Origin of the sequence: Methylobacterium endophyticum, assembly GCF_050591105.1 — a bacterium.
Classification (GTDB): domain Bacteria; phylum Pseudomonadota; class Alphaproteobacteria; order Rhizobiales; family Beijerinckiaceae; genus Methylobacterium.
Map to the genome: position 1 here is coordinate 72,774 of NZ_JBNHES010000017.1, position 17,304 is coordinate 90,077.

The 17,304-nt window shown below is 72.7% G+C and carries 12 protein-coding genes and 2 tRNA genes; 8 read left to right on the forward strand and 6 right to left on the reverse strand.

The window, feature by feature from the left end; translation table 11 throughout:
* Nucleotides 1-135: 135 nt before the first annotated feature.
* Nucleotides 136-3,816: a beta strand repeat-containing protein gene (locus tag ACP56T_RS17685; RefSeq protein WP_430913467.1), complete on the reverse strand. Its 3,681-nt coding sequence runs from the start codon at nucleotides 3,814-3,816 to the stop codon at nucleotides 136-138.
* Between the two features lie 314 nt (nucleotides 3,817-4,130).
* Here ACP56T_RS17685 and ACP56T_RS17690 point away from each other — a divergent pair, with 314 nt between their 5' ends.
* A complete protein-coding gene (locus ACP56T_RS17690) occupies nucleotides 4,131-5,870 on the forward strand; it encodes a type I secretion system permease/ATPase (RefSeq protein WP_430913468.1) in 1,740 nt (579 codons plus the stop codon).
* Here ACP56T_RS17690 and ACP56T_RS17695 read toward each other — a convergent pair.
* From ACP56T_RS17695 to ACP56T_RS17705, 3 genes are all read right to left on the reverse strand, one after another.
* Complete coding sequence (locus ACP56T_RS17695) at nucleotides 5,809-6,846, reverse strand: OmpA family protein (protein ID WP_430913469.1); 1,038 nt, start codon at nucleotides 6,844-6,846, stop codon at nucleotides 5,809-5,811. The two genes, ACP56T_RS17690 and ACP56T_RS17695, sit on opposite strands and share 62 nt — an antisense overlap.
* The gene (locus ACP56T_RS17700) at nucleotides 6,843-7,547 is read right to left on the reverse strand and encodes a Crp/Fnr family transcriptional regulator (RefSeq protein ID WP_430913470.1); all 705 of its coding nucleotides are present in this window, start codon (nucleotides 7,545-7,547) and stop codon (nucleotides 6,843-6,845) included. Before ACP56T_RS17700 ends, ACP56T_RS17695 begins: the two co-directional genes overlap by 4 nt.
* Nucleotides 7,548-7,672: 125 nt before the next feature.
* Nucleotides 7,673-7,748 (reverse strand) — tRNA-Asn (locus ACP56T_RS17705).
* Nucleotides 7,749-7,956: 208 nt separating this feature from the next.
* On the opposite strand from ACP56T_RS17705, the gene ACP56T_RS17710 reads away from it, so the two are divergent.
* From ACP56T_RS17710 to ACP56T_RS17730, 5 genes are all read left to right on the forward strand, one after another.
* Nucleotides 7,957-8,030 (forward strand) — tRNA-Cys (locus ACP56T_RS17710).
* Nucleotides 8,031-8,212: 182 nt separating this feature from the next.
* Complete coding sequence (locus ACP56T_RS17715) at nucleotides 8,213-8,857, forward strand: protein-L-isoaspartate O-methyltransferase family protein (RefSeq protein ID WP_430913471.1); 645 nt, start codon at nucleotides 8,213-8,215, stop codon at nucleotides 8,855-8,857.
* A 341-nt stretch (nucleotides 8,858-9,198) separates the two neighbouring features.
* Entirely contained in the window at nucleotides 9,199-10,569 is a 1,371-nt protein-coding gene (locus tag ACP56T_RS17720) for a TolC family outer membrane protein (protein ID WP_430913472.1), read from the forward strand.
* A gap of 122 nt (nucleotides 10,570-10,691) precedes the next feature.
* Nucleotides 10,692-11,273 (forward strand): PopZ family protein, encoded by a 582-nt coding sequence (locus ACP56T_RS17725; protein ID WP_430913473.1) that lies wholly within the window; start codon nucleotides 10,692-10,694, stop codon nucleotides 11,271-11,273.
* Nucleotides 11,274-11,370: 97 nt separating this feature from the next.
* Nucleotides 11,371-14,094, forward strand: a complete 2,724-nt coding sequence (locus ACP56T_RS17730) for a valine--tRNA ligase (RefSeq protein WP_430913474.1) — start codon at nucleotides 11,371-11,373, stop codon at nucleotides 14,092-14,094.
* Nucleotides 14,095-14,100: 6 nt separating this feature from the next.
* Here ACP56T_RS17730 and ACP56T_RS17735 read toward each other — a convergent pair whose 3' ends face one another.
* Entirely contained in the window at nucleotides 14,101-14,481 is a 381-nt protein-coding gene (locus ACP56T_RS17735; protein WP_430913475.1) for a hypothetical protein, read from the reverse strand.
* A 73-nt stretch (nucleotides 14,482-14,554) separates the two neighbouring features.
* On the reverse strand, nucleotides 14,555-14,878 hold the full coding sequence (sugE, locus tag ACP56T_RS17740) for a quaternary ammonium compound efflux SMR transporter SugE (protein WP_430913476.1): 324 nt from the start codon (nucleotides 14,876-14,878) through the stop codon (nucleotides 14,555-14,557).
* Nucleotides 14,879-15,088: 210 nt separating this feature from the next.
* Here sugE and ACP56T_RS17745 point away from each other — a divergent pair, with 210 nt between their 5' ends.
* Complete coding sequence (locus ACP56T_RS17745) at nucleotides 15,089-16,636, forward strand: Do family serine endopeptidase (protein WP_430913477.1); 1,548 nt, start codon at nucleotides 15,089-15,091, stop codon at nucleotides 16,634-16,636.
* Between the two features lie 142 nt (nucleotides 16,637-16,778).
* The gene (locus ACP56T_RS17750) at nucleotides 16,779-17,294 is read left to right on the forward strand and encodes a hypothetical protein (RefSeq protein ID WP_430913478.1); all 516 of its coding nucleotides are present in this window, start codon (nucleotides 16,779-16,781) and stop codon (nucleotides 17,292-17,294) included.
* Nucleotides 17,295-17,304 lie beyond the last annotated feature (10 nt).

The following is a 17,304-nucleotide window of genomic DNA, read 5'->3' on the forward strand; positions in this document are numbered from 1 at the left end:
TCCCGTCTGTTCCCGGCGTGACAGGAGCGCCCCGCCACGAAGAAAAAAAGCGAGCACCGCCGCGGCCCCCTCGCCGCGGCGGTGCTCCCGAGGGCCGGCGCCCGTCGCGCCGGCCGCCGGATCGTGCCCCCGGCCTTACATGACGTGCATCTGGAAGCCGCCGAGGTTGAGGTGCGAGAGGTCGGCGATATGCGCGGCGCCGAGGTCGAGGTGGCTCGCCGAGAGGTGATCGGCACCGAGCGCGGTGTGGGCGCCGATGTCGAACGCATGAGCGGCAAGGTCGGTATGGGCGGCTCCGGCGTCGCCGATGCTCGCCAGCTGGCCCATCGACAGACCGGAGGCGGTGAGGCCGTGGTCGCCGATGCTCGCGGCATGGGCGGGGGCGGCCGCGACGGACGACAGCGCCGACAGGTCGATCATCTGGTTGCCGTGGAGCGCGGAGGCGTCCGCGGCCTGGTCCCAGAAGCTGCCGAGATGGAGGCCGCCGCGGCCGGTGTCGTGGCCGAGCCCGCCCGTGCCGTCGTCGCTGGCATTGGCGCCCCCGACGACGATGATGCTCGACTCGGCGCCGTGGGTGGCCTCGCTGGCTCCGTGAGCGACGTTGCTGATCGGGCTGCCGTTGCCGTTGCCCTCGGGGTTGGGCATGCCGGCATCGGCGGCGGGGTTGTGCGGATCGGAGCCGTCGTCGGCCGGCATGGCGTTCATGGCCGCCGGGTTGTGCGGGTCGGAGCCGTCATCCGCCGGCATGCTGTTCATGGCCGCCGGGTTGTGCGGGTCCGAACCGTCGTCGGCCGGCATGCTCGAGTCGGCGTTGGGGTTGTGCGGGCCGGTGCCGTCGTCGTCGGGGGCCGGCATCGAGTCGCCGTCGCCGACGGGCTGGCCGGTCTCGCCGGAGCCGTGGACCTCCTCGTTGCCCTCGTTGCCGCCGCCGTTGGTGCCCTCGGAGCCCGAGGTGCCGCCGGTGGCCTCGTGGCCGGAGGTGGTGTCGCCGCCGGTGACGGCGTCGCCGACCGCATGGACCACCTCTCCGACGGCGTCGCCGACCGCGCCCGCCGCCTCGCCGACCGCGTCGACCGCGCCGCCGATGGCCCCGCCGACCGCATCGACCACGTCGCCGAGGAAGCCGCCGACCTCGCCAGCCGCGTCGCCGATGGCGCCGGCCACGTCTCCGGCCACGCCGCCGATGGCGCCGCCGAGATCGCCGAGCGCCCCGCCGATGTCGCCGGCCACGCCGCCGAGGGCGTTGCCGAGATCGCCCGCCGCGCCGCCGATGGCGCCGGCCACGTCCCCGGCCACGCCGCCGATGGCCCCGCCGAGATCACCCAGCGCGCCGCCGATGTCGCCGCCGATCCCGCCGAGGGCATTGCCGAGATCACCCAGCGCGCCGCCGATGTCGCCGCCGATCCCGCCGAGGGCATTGCCGAGATCACCCAGCGCTCCGCCGATGTCGCCACCGATTCCGCCGAGGGCGTTGCCGAGATCGCCGAGCGCTCCGCCGATATCGCCGGCGATCCCGCCGAGCGCGCCGCCGATGTCGCCACCGAGGCCGCCGAGGGCACCGCCGATGTCTCCGGCCAGGCCGCCCAGAGCATCCCCGATGTCGCCACCGATGCCGCCCAGCGCGTTGCCGATGTCGCCGCCGAGACCGCCCAGCGCGTCGCCGAGGGCTCCGAGTCCGTCGCCGAGGAGGCCGCCGAGCGCCCCGCCGATGTCGCCGATGGCGCCGGCCGCGTCGCCGAGCGCGTGGCCGATCCCCTCGGGGCCGCCGCCGATGGCGCCGACGACATCGCCGACGATGCCGCCGACCACGTCGCCGACGGTGTCGCCGATCTGGCCGATCACCGCGCCCGCCTCGCCGCCGACGAGGTCGCCGAGCGCGCCGAAGGCGGCGTCGATGCCGTCGTTGACGGCGCCGCCGGCCGCGTCGCCGATCCCGTCGAGGCCCTGGCCGAGGAAGGCGCCGGCTTCCTGGAGCGCCGCGCCGGCATCGCCGCCGATCAGGCCGCCGATGGCGCCGAGCCCGTCGCCGACCGCCTCGACGACGCCCGAGGCGCCCTCGGTGAGCACCCCGACCACGTCCCCGGCGATGTCGCCGACGGTGCCGGCCGCATCGTGGATCGCGTCGCCGACCGCGCCGCCGATGGCGCCACCGATGGCGTCGACCACCCCGCCCACGGCGCCGCCGACCACGTCGTCGGCATGGCCGACGGCGTCCGTGACGCCCTCGATGCCGTTGCCGACCGCGTCGACGATGCCGCCGAGCGCATGCCCGGCATCGCCGACCGCGCCGATCACGTCGCCGACCGCGTCGACCACGCCGCCGACATCGCCGTGGCCGATGGCGTCTCCGATGGCGCCGAGATCGCCGCCGATCTCGCCGACCGCTCCGGTGACGGCCCCGACCGCGTCGCCCACGGCGTCGCCGACATGCCCGACGCCGTCCTGGACCGCGCCGACGATGCCGCCGGCCGCGTCGTGGATCGCGCCGCCCACGGCGTCGACCGCCCCGCCGATGGCCTCGCCCACGCCGCCGCCGATGGCGTCGCCGATCGCATGGCCCGCGCCTTCCGCGGCTCCGAGAACCCCGTCGACCACGCCGCCGACGACGTCGCCGACCCCGTGGACCACGCCGCCGACCCCGTCCACGACGGCGCCGACGAGCCCACCGGCCGCATCGACCGCGCCGCCGATGTCGCCGTGGCCGATGGCGTCGGCGACATTGGCGGCCGCGTCCGCGACATGGCCGGCGCCGTTCGCCGCCACATGGCCCAGCGCGCCGATGGCGTCGCCGACCCCGTCGACGGCGTGGCCGACCCCGTCGGCGATCGCAGCCCCGGCGTTGCCGAGGGCATCGCCGGCATGATCGATCGCGCCGCCGACCGCGCCGGCGACGGCACCCGCCGCATCCGAGACCGCGCCGCCGACATGATCGGCCGCCGAACCGACCGCATCGCCGATCGCGCCGGCCACGTCGCCGAGGAACCCGCCCACGGCGCCCGCCGCGTCGGCCACGGCCCCGCCGACGGCATGACCGGCATCGCCGATCGCGCCGGCGACGGCGCCGGCCGCATCGGACACCGCGCCGCCGACATGGTCGACCGCCGAGCCGACCGCATCGCCGACCGCGTGGGCGGCATCGCCGAGGGCGTCGCCAATGCCGCCGCCGGTTCCGGTCTCGGGCAGGGTGGAGGTCTCGCCGGCCTGGTTCGCCGCCGGAGCGCCGATGACCGGGGTGGATCCGAGGTTTCCGAGATTGAAGTCCCCGCCGAGGTTGAAGTCTCCGCCGAAATTGATGCCGAAGCCTCCATGATCGGAGAAGGAGGGGAGCGCGAAGGAGGAGGAGGAGGGGAGATTGCCCAGGCCCCCTCCGCCGAGGCCGCCACCGCCGAAGCCCGCGCCGTCCATCGGGAAGGCATAGGAGGGCATGTTGCCGAGGCCGCTGCCGACGCCGAACGTGCCCATGCCGGGGCCCGAGAAGCCGACGGTGGAGATGTGGATCGGGGAGCTGGTGCTGTGGCTGGCATACGCGTCGCCGAGGTCGTCGCGGGAGACGCCGCCGACCCCGCCGAGCGAGGAATCGATCGGGGTCGTCGAGGGGCCGCTCGAGGACGGGGTGTATCCGCCGCTGTTGTGGAACATCGGGTCCTCGTACTCGCCGACCATGGCGTTGCCGCCGTTGTAGCCGACGAGGGAGCCGTCGATCGGGACGCCGTAGCCGTCGCCGCCGGCATAGCCGTCGGTGACGCCGCCGATGTTGCCCATGCCGCCTTCGGTGTCGCCGATGATGCCGATTCGGCCGGGATCGCTGATTCTCATGACAGTCTCCATCGCGTTCGTGTTGGGGTTGATCGGCCGATGATTTCGGCTTTGCATCCGAGAATTTGGTAGCCGGCGGGCAGTCATGCCGCTCGACTTGGAAGGACGGTAAACCTGCCGAAACGATGCGGCTGTCACGCCGGGAACAGCTTCGGCGCGCCCGGCAAATCCATGTGCGAAAACTCACGAAGACTGGAAAACTTGCGCTCGGCGGCCGGGGGTGTTCCATACGGAACCGAAGGCCGCACGGGCGCGGCCGTAAGGTCGCCGGGACGCGGCGCCGAGCGGGCGCCCGCACCCGAGGACACCGGACCATGGCGGCCCAGCGCACCCCCCTCTCCAAGGCGATCCGCGCCTGCTACCCGGCGCTCGGATCGACCTTCCTGCTGAGCCTGTTCATCAACGCCAGCATGCTGGCCTCGCCGCTCTACTCGATGCAGATCCAGGACAGGGTGCTGACGAGCCGCAACACCACGACGCTGGTGATGCTGACCACCATCGTGATCGTCTTCCTGCTCCTCTACGGCATCCTCGAATTCGCCCGCGCCGGGGTGCTCACCCGCGCCGGCGTGCGCTTCGAGGCGGTGCTGCGGCGCCCCCTCTTCGAGACCATGATGCGGGCCGAGCTCTCGCCCCGGCACCGCCAGGGCGCGCAGGTGATTCGCGACGCCGAGACCATCCGCGACTGCATCTCGGGGGGCACGGCCACGATCCTGTTCGACCTGCCCTGGGTGCCGATCTTCGCTGGGCTCTGCTTCCTGCAACACCCCTTCCTCGGCTACATCGCCGTGATCGGCGCGGTGGTCCTGTTCGCCCTGGCGCTCGTCAGCGAGCTGCTCACCAAGGGCTCCTTCGACCGCACCAGCCATCTCGCCGGGGAGGCCCAGCGCTTCGCGGCCTCGGCGCTGCGCAACGGCGAGGTGGTGCGCGGGCTCGGCATGGGCGACATCGTGCTGGAGCGCTGGAGCGGGGCCCAGTCGGCGGCGGTGCGCGCCCAGGCCCGCGCCCTGGAGCGCGCCTCGGGGCTGCACGCCGTCTCGAAATTCGCCCGGCTCGCGGTGCAGACGGCGCTTCTGTGCGTGGGCGCCTGGCTCGCCATCGAGCGCGAGATCTCGCCCGGCGCCATGATGGCCGCCTCGCTGATGATGACCCGCGCCCTCTCGCCGGTGGAGCAGATGGTCGGCCAGTGGAAGCGCATCGTCGGCTTCCGCTCGGCCTATGCCCGGCTCGAGGGCCTCTTCCTGGCGCTGCCCGCCGGGCCGGCGCCCACCGCCCTGCCGGCGCCGACCGGCCATCTCGACGTCGAGAACGCCATCGTCTGGCCGCCCGGCGCCGACCGCCCCTCGGTGAAGGGCATCAGCTTCAGCCTCAAGGCGGGCGAGAGCCTCGCCATCGTCGGCGCCTCGGCGAGCGGCAAGTCCAGCCTCGCCCGCGCGCTCGCCGGGGTCTGGCCTCTGCGCGACGGCACCGTGCGCATCGACGGCGCGGCCTACGGCCAGTGGGACCAGAGCCGGCTCGGCAAGCATATCGGCTACCTGCCGCAGGACGTGGAGCTCTTCGCCGGCACGGTGGCCGAGAACATCGCCCGGCTCGGCATCGTCGACGAGGCGGCGGTGATCGCGGCCGCCCGCAGCGCCGGGGCCCACGAGGTCATCCTGCGCCTGCCCAACGGCTACGATACGCCGATCGGGGAAGGCGGCGTCGCCCTGTCGGGGGGGCTACGCCAGCGCGTCGGCCTCGCCCGCGCCCTCTACGGCGATCCGCGCCTCATCGTGCTCGACGAGCCCAATGCCAGCCTCGACGAAGAGGGCGAGCGCGCGCTGAGCCAGGCCATCGCCGCCATGAAGGCCGCCGGCCGCACCCTCTTGATCGTGACCCACCGGCCGCAGATCCTGGCCCATGTCGAGCAGGTCATGGTGATGGCCTTCGGCCGCATCGTCACCATGGGCGCGCGCGACGAGGTCATCGCCGCCATGCGCGGCCAGCGCCTCGTCATCGCCCACGATCAGTCGAAGACCGATCCGTCGAAGGGCGACCAGGCGAAGGCGGGCTGAGCGCCGCCGGCCCGGCGGGCGCGGGCAGGATCTCCACCCGCCGGTTCTGCGGGGAGGGCAGGTCGCCCTTCACCTTCGGCCGCTCGGCCCCGAGGCCGCGCAGGCTGATCCGGCGGGGATCGAACCCGAGCGAGGAGACCAGGAAACGGCGCACGGCCTCCGCGCGGCGCTCGGAGAGCTTGCGGTCCTGGGTGTCCTTCTCCAGCGCGTCGGCATGGCCGAGGAGCGTGATCGCGCTCGTTCCGGCGCGGTCCTGCCCGAGCGGCAGCAGCGCCGCGACCGCCTCGTCGCTGAGGGTCGCCGAGCCGTAGCCGAAATAGACCTCGGTCTCCGCCGGAAGCCGAACGGGCGCCGCCTCCTGCGCGGGGCGGCCGACGATCGCGGGGCCGGGTGCGCGCTCCGGCAGCGCCGCGACTACGGCGGGAGCGGACGGGGCGGGTTTCGGGACGTCGGGCCGCGCCGGCTCGGCCACCGGAACGGGCGGCTGCGGACGAACCGGCTCGACCCGCGAGGGCGGCTCGATCTGGGCCGGGGGCGGGGCCGCCTGGGGCACGATCCGGGGGACGATGGGGACGCTCGCCGGCTCCTTTCCTGGCGCGGCCGACGGGACGGCTGCCGCAAGGGGAGGATTGGTGCCCGCCGCCGGGCCGGGCTTGGCGACCGCCGCCTGCGCCTCGCGCGGGGGCCGGATCGGGGCGGGGGTCTCCACCACCACGGGCGGGGGGAGGGCCGGTGGAGGCGGGGGGGGCGGAGCGGCGGCGACGGCGGCGGGAGGCGCCGGAGCCACTCCGGCGGGCGCTCCCATCCGGTCGAGGAGGCGGGCGGCGTCCTGCATCCGCCGCCGGTCCTCGGCCAGGCCCATGAGGGTGCGGGCCGCCTCCGGGTCGGCGGCGCGGGCCGGGCCGGCGCAGAGGCCCGCCGCGAGGAGGGCCGCGCGCAGGCGAGAGCGCCGCCGGACGGGATCGCGGCGGCTCATGCGCCGATATCGGCCAGTCTGGAGAGGGCGGCCCGGTCGCAGCGGAAGGCGTCGCCGGCCCGCTTGATGGCGCCGGCCTCCTCGAGATGGGCGAGCGCCGCGTTCACCTTGGGGCGGGAGGCCCCGATCAGCAGGGCGAGGTCGCTCTGCGACATGTTGAGGCGCAGCAGGCCCCCCGGATCGGCGCGGGGGCCGGCCCGTTCGAGGGCGAACAGGATGAAGCGGGCGAGGCGCACCTCGATGGAGTGCAGCGCGATCGATTCGAGGGTCTGGTTGGTGCTGCGCAGCCGCGCGCAGACGAAGGCGATGGCGGCCTGGGCGATCTCGGGGTTCTCGCGGGTCTGGTCGGCGAGGTCGCGCCGGGACAGGGCGAACACCTCCACCGCGTTGACGGCGGTGGCGTTGGAGGTGCGCACGGCCCCGTCCAGTGCCGAGATCTCGCCGAAGACCGTGCCGGGCTCGGCCTGCGCGAAGGAGAGCTCGCGCCCGTCGCTGGTGCAGATCGAGAGGCGCACGCGCCCGTTGGCGACCACGTAGAGATCGCCGCCCGGATCGCCGCGCGAGAAGATCAGCCGGCCCGCCGGAAACGTCACGCGGCGCATGCGCCGGGCGAGGCCGAGCAGCATCGGTTCGGCGAGGCCGGCGAACAGGCCGCTCTCTCCCAGCAGCCGCACGATGTCGGACAGGATCTCGATGTCCACGCCCCGCTCCGGCCGGGTCGCGCCGGGCGATGCCGGCGCGCCGATGAGGCTACCGAAGCCGCCTTCCGTCAAGATGGCGGCGTGACGCGCCCCATGACGACACGCGCTTCGGCGATGTGGAGGTTTGGCTCCCCGAGCAGGACTCGAACCTGCGACAAAGCGATTAACAGTCGCTTGCTCTACCAGCTGAGCTATCGGGGACCACGGCGGGGTCTCTACACACCGCCGCCGGGCCGCGCAAGGCCGCAACCGCGTCGCATGACGATTTCGTCACGCGGCGTGCCGGGCGCGGCGGACGGCCGTGAAAGACCGTTGCTCCCGCCCGCCCGCCTCTGATAGAGACCCGTCTCCCCGGAGCCGTCCGCCAGGCGCCGGGGCGCGATCCGCGCCTTCGGGCGCCCCGCGAAGAGGCCTCGTGGCGGAGTGGTTACGCAGAGGACTGCAAATCCTTGCACCCCGGTTCGATTCCGGGCGAGGCCTCCAACGTTTTTCCCGAGCTTCCCTTTTTCGAGCTTGCCCGGCCCCGTCCCGGAGCCACGCGACAGGCGCGGGCCGCCGTCATGTGGGAAGCGGGGCCGGCGCGCGGCGCAACCTTGCCTTTTCCCGGCCGATCCCCGACAAACCGCGCGGCCCGGCCGCTGCGCGGGGCGAAGGAACACGGCACGATGCTCGATTACGCGCAGGCGCGACGCCTCATGGTCGATTGTCAGCTGCGGACCTTCGACGTCACGGACATCGCCGTGCTCGACGCCTTCGATGCAGTGCCGCGCGAGCGCTTCGTGCCGCGCGGCCAGGAGGATTTCGCCTATGTCGACCGGGCCGTGCCGCTGGGTGGCGACCGGCGCGTGCTGCCCGCGCCGATGCTGCTCGCGCGCATGATCCAGTCCCTGGCGCTGAAGCCCGGCGCGCGCGTCCTCGATGTCGGCACGGGCTACGGCTACGGCGCCGCGCTGATGGCGGAGCTCGGCGCCGTCGTCACCGCCCTCGAATCCGATCCGGCCCTCGCCGGGGCCGCGCGCGAGCGCCTGGACGCGAAGGCCGAGGTGGTCGAGGGACCGCTGCCGGCCGGCGCCCCCGGCAAGGCGCCGTTCGACGCGATCCTCGTCGAGGGGCGCGTCGAGGTCAGGCCCCAGGGCCTGCTCGACCAGCTCGCGGATGGGGGCCGCCTCGTCTGCGTGCTGGGCAAGGACCGCGCCGCCAAGGCGACGCTGTTCGTGCGCGCCGGGGACGCCTTCGGCGCCCGTCCGCTCTTCGATGCGGCGCTGCCGGGCCTGCCGGCCTTCGCCGTCGAGACCGGATTCGCCTTCTGAGCGATCCGCCAAGGCGGCGCGCGCAAGGCTTTTGGGAAGAATCTTCGGAAAGGGTTTGTTGACCCTGTTTCCGTTCCCGCTGGCTCCCGGCCCGGATGTGCAGTTATCGATGCGGGCCGGCGTGTCGCGGGGTGTCGCTTTTATGCGCCACCTCGGGGTGATTCCGATCCGACATCCCGCGACGCACTGGGACGGGGGGTTAAATCCCGGTTAAGGTTCCCCTTGGGCGGGCCAATACCCGGATCGCGCGCAACGTCGCGCTGTCTCCGTTTCGCGACGGACAATCCGGCACCTTCGAGAAACCGCAAGGGCTGAGCGACGTGAGAGATCATCCATCCGCGATGCGGCGCGCGCTTCGGCTGTCCGGCTTGTCCGTGGCGGCCGCCATCGCGATCGCCCCTCCCGCCGGCGCCGAGACGCTGGAGACGGCGTTGGCGCGGGCCTATTCGGGCAACCCGCAGCTCAACGCCAACCGCGCCGGCGTACGCGCCACCGACGAGAACGTCGCCGCCGCACAGGCCGGCTACCGCCCCACCGTGAGCGTCGAGGCCGATATCGGCGTCTCGAAGTTCGAGGGGCGGGTGCAGGGCTCGCAGCTCAACCAGACCACGCTGCCGGGCGGGGCGGGGATCACGGTCAACCAGACGCTGTTCAACGGGTTCCAGACGGACAACAACACGCGGCGTGCCGAGTCGACGGTGTTCTCGCAGCGCGAGACGCTGCGGGGCACGGAGATGACGGTGCTCTACAGCGCCGTGCAGGCCTACATGAGCGTGCTGTCGGACACGGCCACGCTGGAGCTGCGCCGCAACAACGTCGAGGTGCTGGAGGAGCAGCTCCGCCAGACCCGCGACCGCTTCAATGTCGGCGAGGTGACGCGCACCGACGTGGCCCAGGCCGAGGCGCGGTTGGCCGGCGCGCGGGCGGATGTGGGCGCGGCGGAGGCGCAGCTGCGCTCCAGCATCGGCCTGTACCGCCAGTTCATCGGCGTGGAGCCGCGCCAGCTCGCCCCAGGCCGCCCTCTCGACCGCTTCGTACCCGTGAGCCTGGAGGCGGCGATCGACACCGGCCTCAAGGAGCACCCCGCCATCCTGTCGGCCCTGCACAACGTCGATTCGACGGAGGCGCAGGTGAAGGTGCTGGAGGGCGCGCTGATGCCGAACGTGAGCCTCCAGGGCTCCGTCCAGCAGCGCTACGACCAGCAGCTCGCCGGCTCGAACGGGGTCAGCGCCTCCATCGTCGGCCGCCTGACGGTTCCGATCTACGAGGGCGGGCAGACCTACGCGCAGATCCGTCAGGCGAAGGAGCTCGCCGGCCAGGCCCGCATCCAGGTCGAGCAGAGCCGCGACCAGGTGCGCTCGGCCATCGTCTCGGCCTGGGGCCAGCTCGAATCGGCCAAGGCGCGGGTGATCGCCTCGCAGGCGCAGGTGCAGGCCAACGAGGTGGCCCTGAACGGCGTGCGCGAGGAGGCCCGCGTCGGCCAGCGCACGACCCTCGACGTCCTGAACGCGCAGCAGGAGCTTCTCAACGCCCGCGTGGCGCTGATCACGGCCCAGCGCGACCGGGTGATCTATTCCTACGGCGTCGTCCAGGCGGTCGGCCGGCTGACGGTGCGCTACACCGGCATCGCGGTGGCGGCCTACAGCCCGAAGACGCATTACGATCAGGTCAAGGACCTCTGGTACGGCCTGCGCACCCCGGACGGCCGCTGAGGCCGGGACGGCGGGCGTTTTCCCGCGGGCCGTGTGCCCGCGGCGCTTGTCTGGCGCGGGCGACGTGAAATACTGATTCTGTCTTTCCGATCCCGCCTGATTTGCCCCGAGCGCCGTCCGCGATGAGTGCAGCGAGTCCCAAGAGTCAGGACAAGGCCGGCGAGCCTTCGATGGAGGAGATCCTCGCCTCCATCCGCCGCATCATCGCCGACGATCAGGCGAAGCCCGAGGAGGCGCCCGCGCCGGCGCCCCGCGCGGCGCCCCCGCTGCCCGAGAACGACGACGTGCTCGACCTTGCCGAGGTCGCCGAGCCCGTGCGCAAGCCGCCCCCGAAGCCCGAGCCGGTGGAGGAGGCGATGGATTTCGACTCCATCGACTTCGACGCGCTCGAGGTCGAGCCGGAGCCGCCCGCTCCTCCGCCGCCGCCGCCCTCTCCCCCCCGCCGGGCCCCGGAGCCGCCGCCGGCCGCCTTCGAGCCCGAGGAGCCCGCCCCCCGGCTGACCTCCCAGACCACCGATGCCAGCGTGAACCAGGCGTTCAGCCTGCTCGCGCACACGGTGATGTCGCAGAACGCGCGCACGCTGGAGGACCTCGTCAAGGACATGCTCCGGCCGATGCTGAAGGCATGGCTCGACGACAACCTGCCGGTGATGGTGGAGCGCATGGTGCGCGCCGAGATCGAGCGGGTCTCGCGCGGACGCTGAGGCGCGGGGCAGCCCCCGCGTGTTGACGCGGGGGCGCCGGAGGGTGAAAGCGGGCGCCATATCCGTCTCCGCTTTCTCGAACGGCCTCAGACGCCCCATGATGGACAAGACCTTCGACCCCGCCGCCGCCGAGGCGCGCGCCAGCGCCGCCTGGGAGGAAGGTGACGCGTTCCGCGCCGGCCGCACCGATCGCGCGGGCGCAAAACCCTTCTGCATCGTGATCCCGCCGCCGAACGTGACGGGCTCGCTGCACATGGGCCACGCCCTCAACAACACGCTCCAGGACGTGCTCGCCCGCTTCGAGCGCATGCGCGGGCGCGACGTGCTCTGGCAGCCGGGGACGGACCATGCCGGCATCGCCACGCAGATGGTGGTCGAGCGCCAGCTCATGGAGCGCCAGCAGCCGGACCGCCGTTCCATGGGCCGCGCGGCCTTCGTGGAGAAGGTCTGGGCCTGGAAGGCGGAATCGGGCGGGGCCATCGTCAACCAGCTGAAGCGGCTCGGCGCCTCCTGCGACTGGTCGCGCGAGCGCTTCACCATGGACGAGGGCCTCTCGGCCGCCGTCCTCAAGGTCTTCGTCGACCTGCACGCGCAGGGGCTGATCTACCGCGACAAGCGCCTCGTGAACTGGGACCCGCAGTTCCAGACCGCGATCTCGGACTTGGAGGTCCAGCAGGTCGAGGTGAAGGGCCATCTCTGGCATTTCGACTATCCGGTGGTGGACGACAACGGCAACGAGACCGGCGAGGTCATCACGGTCGCCACCACCCGGCCGGAAACGATGCTCGGCGACACGGGCGTGGCCGTGCATCCCGACGACGAGCGCTACACGCATCTCGTCGGCAAGCGGGTGCGGCTGCCGCTGGTCGGGCGCCTGATCCCCATCGTCGCCGACACCTATTCGGACCCGGAGAAGGGCACCGGCGCGGTCAAGATCACCCCCGCTCATGATTTCAACGACTTCGAGGTGGGCAAGCGCGCCGGGCTCGCCGCCATCAACATCCTCGATGCGGAAGCCAACATCCTCATCGACGGCAACGAGGCGTTCCTCGCCGGCGCGGCCCCCGAGCCCGAGGCGCTGGCGCTGCACGGGCTCGACCGCTTCACTGCCAGGAAGCGCGTCGTCGCCCTGATGGAGGAGCGCGAGCGGCTGCGGCTCGTCGAGCCGAACACCCACGCGGTGCCCCATGGCGACCGCTCGGGCGTGGTCATCGAGCCGTATCTCACCGAGCAGTGGTACGTGAACGTCAAGCCGCTGGCCGAGCGGGCGCTCGCGGCGGTGCGCGCGGGGCAGACGAAGTTCCTGCCTGAGAACCAGGAAAAGATCTTCTTCCAGTGGCTGGAGAACATCGAGCCCTGGTGCATCTCGCGCCAGCTCTGGTGGGGGCACCAGATCCCGGTCTGGTACGACGCGGAAGGCGGCATCTACGTTGCCATGAGCGAGGCCGACGCGCTGGAGCAGGCGGCCACCAAGCATGGCCGCGCCGTTGAACTGAAGCGCGACGAGGACGTGCTCGACACCTGGTTCTCATCGGCGCTCTGGCCGTTCTCGACGCTGGGCTGGCCGGAAAATACGAAAGAACTGGCTCGATTCTATCCGACGAACACCCTCGTCACCGGCAAGGACATCCTCTTCTTCTGGGTCGCCCGCATGATGATGATGGGCCTGCACGTCACCGGTGAGGTCCCCTTCGATACCGTCTACCTGCACACGCTCGTGCGCGACGAGAAGGGTGCCAAGATGTCGAAGTCGAAGGGCAACGTCGTCGACCCCCTCGGTCTGATCGACCAGTACGGCGCCGACGCGCTGCGCTTCACGCTTTGCGCCATGGCCGCGCAGGGGCGCGACATCAAGCTCGCGGTCAACCGCGTCGAGGGCTACCGCAACTTCGCGACGAAGCTCTGGAACGCCGCCCGCTTCGCCGAGCTCAACGGCTGCCGGCGCGACCCGGATTTCCGGCCCGAGTCCGCGACCGAGGTGCTCAACCGCTGGGCCTTCGGGGAGGCGGCGCGTGCGGTGGCCGAGGTCGAGGCCGCGCTCGCCGCCTACCGCTTCAACGACGCGGTGGCGGCCGCTTACCGCTTCGTCTGGAACGTGTTCTGCGACTGGTATCTGGAGTTGGCCAAGCCCGTGTTGCAGGGCGAGGGCGTCGACGCCGCCGTGAAGGCGGAGACGCAAAGCGCGGTGGCCTTCCTGATCGATCAGGTGGCCAAGCTCCTGCACCCGTTCATGCCCTTCCTCACGGAGGAGTTGTGGGCGATCAAGGGGGAGGGGCTTCCCGATCGCGGGCTGCTGGCGCTCGCGCCCTGGCCGGCGCTCGGTGGCCTGACGGACGCGGCGGCGGAGGCCGAGATCGGCTTCGTGGTCGATCTCGTCTCCGAGGTCCGCTCCGCCCGTTCGGAGACGAACGTGCCCGCCGGCGCGCAGGTGCCGCTGGTGATGGTGGGCGCCGATGCCACCGTGCGGGACAAGATCGAGACCTGGCGCGACACCCTGGTGCGCCTCGCCCGCCTCTCCGACATCTCCTTCGCCGATACGGCCCCGCCCAAGGCCGTGCAGCTCCTGGTGCGCGGCAGCGTCGCGGCCCTGCCGCTGGAGGGCATCGTCGATCTCGCCGCCGAGGTCGCTCGCCTCAAGAAGGAGGCCGCCAAGGCCGAGAGCGAGATCGGCAAGCTCGACGGGAAGCTCGGCAACGCCGATTTCGTCGCCCGCGCGCCGGAGGAGGTGGTGGAGGAGCAGAAGGAGCGTCGCGACGCCGAGGCCGCCCGCCTCGTCAAGCTGCGCGAGGCGCTCGCGCGGCTCAGCGAATCCGGGGCCTGAGCCGGCTCAGCGCGCGGCCGTCCGGCAGGCCGCGCGCCCCACGAGATCGGCGCTCGATCCGTCGACGAGATCCCATTCCGGCTCGCCCGGCTTGTCGCGCATCATCTCGGCGACGGTGTCGCCCAGACCGAGGTCGCGGGCCCGGCGGCGCCGGCAATCGAGGCTGCGGCGGGTGTAGTTGATCCCGGACGGTCCCTCCCGCTTCGAGACCAGGACGACGCGGTCGGGCCCCTCGCGCCAGGCGTCGAGCAGCGTGTAGACGCCCTTGTCGCCCGGCCGGGGAACGATCACGGGCTTGAACCCCGCCTTCGGGACGTAGCTCTCCTCCGCCCGCACGCCTCCGGCGGCCGCGAGACTCAGCGCGAGGAGGCAGGGCAGGATGCGCATCGGTCGTCTCGGGAACGGGGCGTCGGACGCCGCCGAGCCTACGGGCCGGTCGGCGCCCCGGCAATCGCGGCGCTCAGCCGGCGAGCTTCAGCCCGACGATGCCGGCGACGATCAGCCCGATGCAGCCGAGCCGCAGCGCGGTCGCCGGCTCGGCGAAGAGGACGATCCCGAGGATCGCCGTGCCGATGGTGCCGATCCCCGTCCAGACCGCGTAGGCCGTGCCGAGGGGCAGGCTGCGCACGGCAAACGAGAGCAGCACCACGCTCAGAACCATCGCCACCAGCGTCAGCGCGGAGGGCAGGGGCCGCGTGAAGCCGTCGGCGTATTTCAGGCCGATGGCCCAGCCGACCTCGAACAGGCCGGCGACGAACAGGATCGCCCAGCTCCAGCCGGCCATCGCGTGCTTTCCCCGAATGCGGCCGCTGCCGCGCCGCTCCGCGAGATAGGCGCCGATCCTCCCCTGCGCCAGCCGCCCGCGTCCGCCACCTGACCAAACCGTAACCTCGCCGAAACGGGCGAGAGAGGCGCCCGGCCGCATCAAGGCAGCATGCACCGCACCCCGTAGCGGCGCCCGACGCCCATGACCGCGACCACACCGGAGACCTCGATGACCGCGCCCGTCACCCGCCGCCCCACCTTCCGCCGCACCGCGCTCGCCTCCGCCGCCGCGGCCGCCCTCGTCGCGGGCGGCGCCGTCGGAGCCGGATTCGTCGCGCCCTCCACCCCCGCCCTCGCCCAGGCTCTGCCCAAGACCCCCATCGCCGCGCCCGAGCATCCGCCGGGCTCCTTCGCCGACGTGGTCGACAAGGTGAAGCCGGGCGTCGTCTCGGTGAAGGTCAAGCTCGACGACAGCGCGGACGCGGAGGACGAGGGTTTTGGCGGCGGCAACGACCGGCAGCTCCAGAACGTGCCTCCGCAACTGCGCGAGTTCTTCAAGCGCTTCGGCCAGAACGGCCCCGGCGGCGAGGGCGGCATGCCGCAGAAGCGCGAGCAGCGCGGCGCCGTGGGCTCCGGCTTCATCATCTCGGCGGACGGCTACGTGGTGACGAACAACCACGTCGTCGACCACTCGAAGACCGTCCAGGTGACGCTCGACGACGGCCGGACGCTGGACGCCAAGGTCATCGGCAAGGATTCGAAGACCGACATCGCGCTCCTCAAGATCAAGGACGAGGGCTCCTATCCGTATGTGCAGTTCGGCAAGGGGGCGCCCCGCGTCGGCGACTGGGTGGTCGCCATCGGCAACCCCTTCGGCCTCGGCGGCACGGTGACGGCGGGCATCGTCTCGGCGCGCGGCCGCGACATCGGCGCCGGCCCCTATGACGACTTCCTCCAGATCGACGCGCCCATCAACAAGGGCAATTCCGGCGGCCCGACCTTCAACGTCAACGGCGAGGTCGTGGGCGTGAACACCGCCATCGCCTCGCCCTCCGGCGGCAGCGTGGGCCTCGCCTTCGCGATTCCCTCCGAGACCGTGCAGGCGGTGGTGGAGCAGCTGCGCACGGACGGCAAGGTCGCGCGCGGCTATCTCGGCGTGCAGGTCCAGCCGGTGACGAAGGACATCGCCGACGGGCTCGGCCTCGACAAGGCCAAGGGCGCGCTGGTGGACCATGCCGAGAACGGCACTCCGGCGGCCAAGGCCGGCCTCAAGTCCGGCGACGTGATCGAGTCGGTCAATGGCAACAGCGTCAACGACGCCCGCGACCTGTCGCGCCGGATCGCCGGCCTGAAGCCCGGCTCCAAGGTCGAGGTCGCCTATATGCGCGGCGGCAAGTCCGATACCGCGACGATCATCCTCGGGGCGCTGCCGAGCGAGGGCAAGGTCGCCTCGAACGGCAACTTCGATTCGTCCTCGTCGGAGGGCGGCCAGCCGCGCCTGGGACTGAGCCTCGCGCCGGCCTCCTCGGTGGGGCTGGCGGAGGAGGGTGTCGCGGTGATGGACGTCGATCCCGACGGCCCGGCCGCCGCCAAGGGCATCGAGCGCGGCGACGTCATCCTCGATGTCGCGGGTGCCGCCGTCTCGAAGCCCTCCGATGTCGCCGAGCGCATCCGCTCGGCGGAGGGCAACGGCCGCAAGGCGGTGCTGATGCGGGTGAAGAGCGCCAAGGGCGTCACCCGCTTCGTCGCCGTCTCCCTCGCCAAGAACGCGGGCTGAGGCACCCCGACACCCCTTCGGGTTTCCTCCCGACTGGCGCCGGTCTCATCGCGAGGCCGGCGCCTTTTTTTGCGGCCCGTGGAGGGGCCCGCCGGGGCGTCCGATGGCGCGGCGGGCGAGGGGGCGCTAGAACGGGCGCGCCATGCGCGCGCTCCTCGTCCTCCTGCCCGTTGTCCTCCTGCCCCTCGCCCTGGCCGCCGCCACGCCGGCCCGCGCCGACTCCGCCTGCGACGGGCTGACCGCGCGGCTGATCCGCGCCACCGGGGCCTCGCTTGCCGGCCGCGCCGGCCCGATCGCCGTGTTCCGGGCGGCGGATGCCGAGCGCATGAGCCTCGATTGCCGCAAGCCCGCCCGCCTCGTCTTCGGCGACCTGGAGCGCGAGCCGCGCCGGCCGTATTTCGTGCTGATCGGGCTCGCCGCCGAGGCGCTGGCCGGCGCCCGGCCCGGCGATGTGGAGGTCCTGGCGCTCCGCCTCCATCAGGACTCGCTGCTCTCGGGCGAGCCGCGGGAGGGGGCCGCCGGGCCAGCGCTCCTGCGCTGCGAGACCGGCCCGCGCTCGGACGGTCTGGCCGGCGACCTCACCGTCTGCGTGCTGGCCGCGCGCGCCTCGCCCCGAAGGCGTCCGGTCGCCCTTTCCCGCGAGGGCGAGGCGGGCTAGACCCCCCTCC

What these genes read in the sequence shown, in the direction of transcription:
- ACP56T_RS17685 (WP_430913467.1), bottom strand. Translation starts at nt 3,816, where the DNA reads ATGAGAATCAGCGATCCCGGCCGAATCGGCATCATCGGCGACACCGAA.
- ACP56T_RS17690 (WP_430913468.1), top strand. Translation starts at nt 4,131, where the DNA reads ATGGCGGCCCAGCGCACCCCCCTCTCCAAGGCGATCCGCGCCTGCTAC.
- ACP56T_RS17695 (WP_430913469.1), bottom strand. Translation starts at nt 6,846, where the DNA reads ATGAGCCGCCGCGATCCCGTCCGGCGGCGCTCTCGCCTGCGCGCGGCC.
- ACP56T_RS17715 (WP_430913471.1), top strand. Translation starts at nt 8,213, where the DNA reads ATGCTCGATTACGCGCAGGCGCGACGCCTCATGGTCGATTGTCAGCTG.
- ACP56T_RS17720 (WP_430913472.1), top strand. Translation starts at nt 9,199, where the DNA reads ATGCGGCGCGCGCTTCGGCTGTCCGGCTTGTCCGTGGCGGCCGCCATC.
- ACP56T_RS17725 (WP_430913473.1), top strand. Translation starts at nt 10,692, where the DNA reads ATGAGTGCAGCGAGTCCCAAGAGTCAGGACAAGGCCGGCGAGCCTTCG.
- ACP56T_RS17730 (WP_430913474.1), top strand. Translation starts at nt 11,371, where the DNA reads ATGATGGACAAGACCTTCGACCCCGCCGCCGCCGAGGCGCGCGCCAGC.
- ACP56T_RS17735 (WP_430913475.1), bottom strand. Translation starts at nt 14,481, where the DNA reads ATGCGCATCCTGCCCTGCCTCCTCGCGCTGAGTCTCGCGGCCGCCGGA.
- sugE (WP_430913476.1), bottom strand. Translation starts at nt 14,878, where the DNA reads ATGGCCGGCTGGAGCTGGGCGATCCTGTTCGTCGCCGGCCTGTTCGAG.
- ACP56T_RS17745 (WP_430913477.1), top strand. Translation starts at nt 15,089, where the DNA reads ATGACCGCGCCCGTCACCCGCCGCCCCACCTTCCGCCGCACCGCGCTC.
- ACP56T_RS17750 (WP_430913478.1), top strand. Translation starts at nt 16,779, where the DNA reads ATGCGCGCGCTCCTCGTCCTCCTGCCCGTTGTCCTCCTGCCCCTCGCC.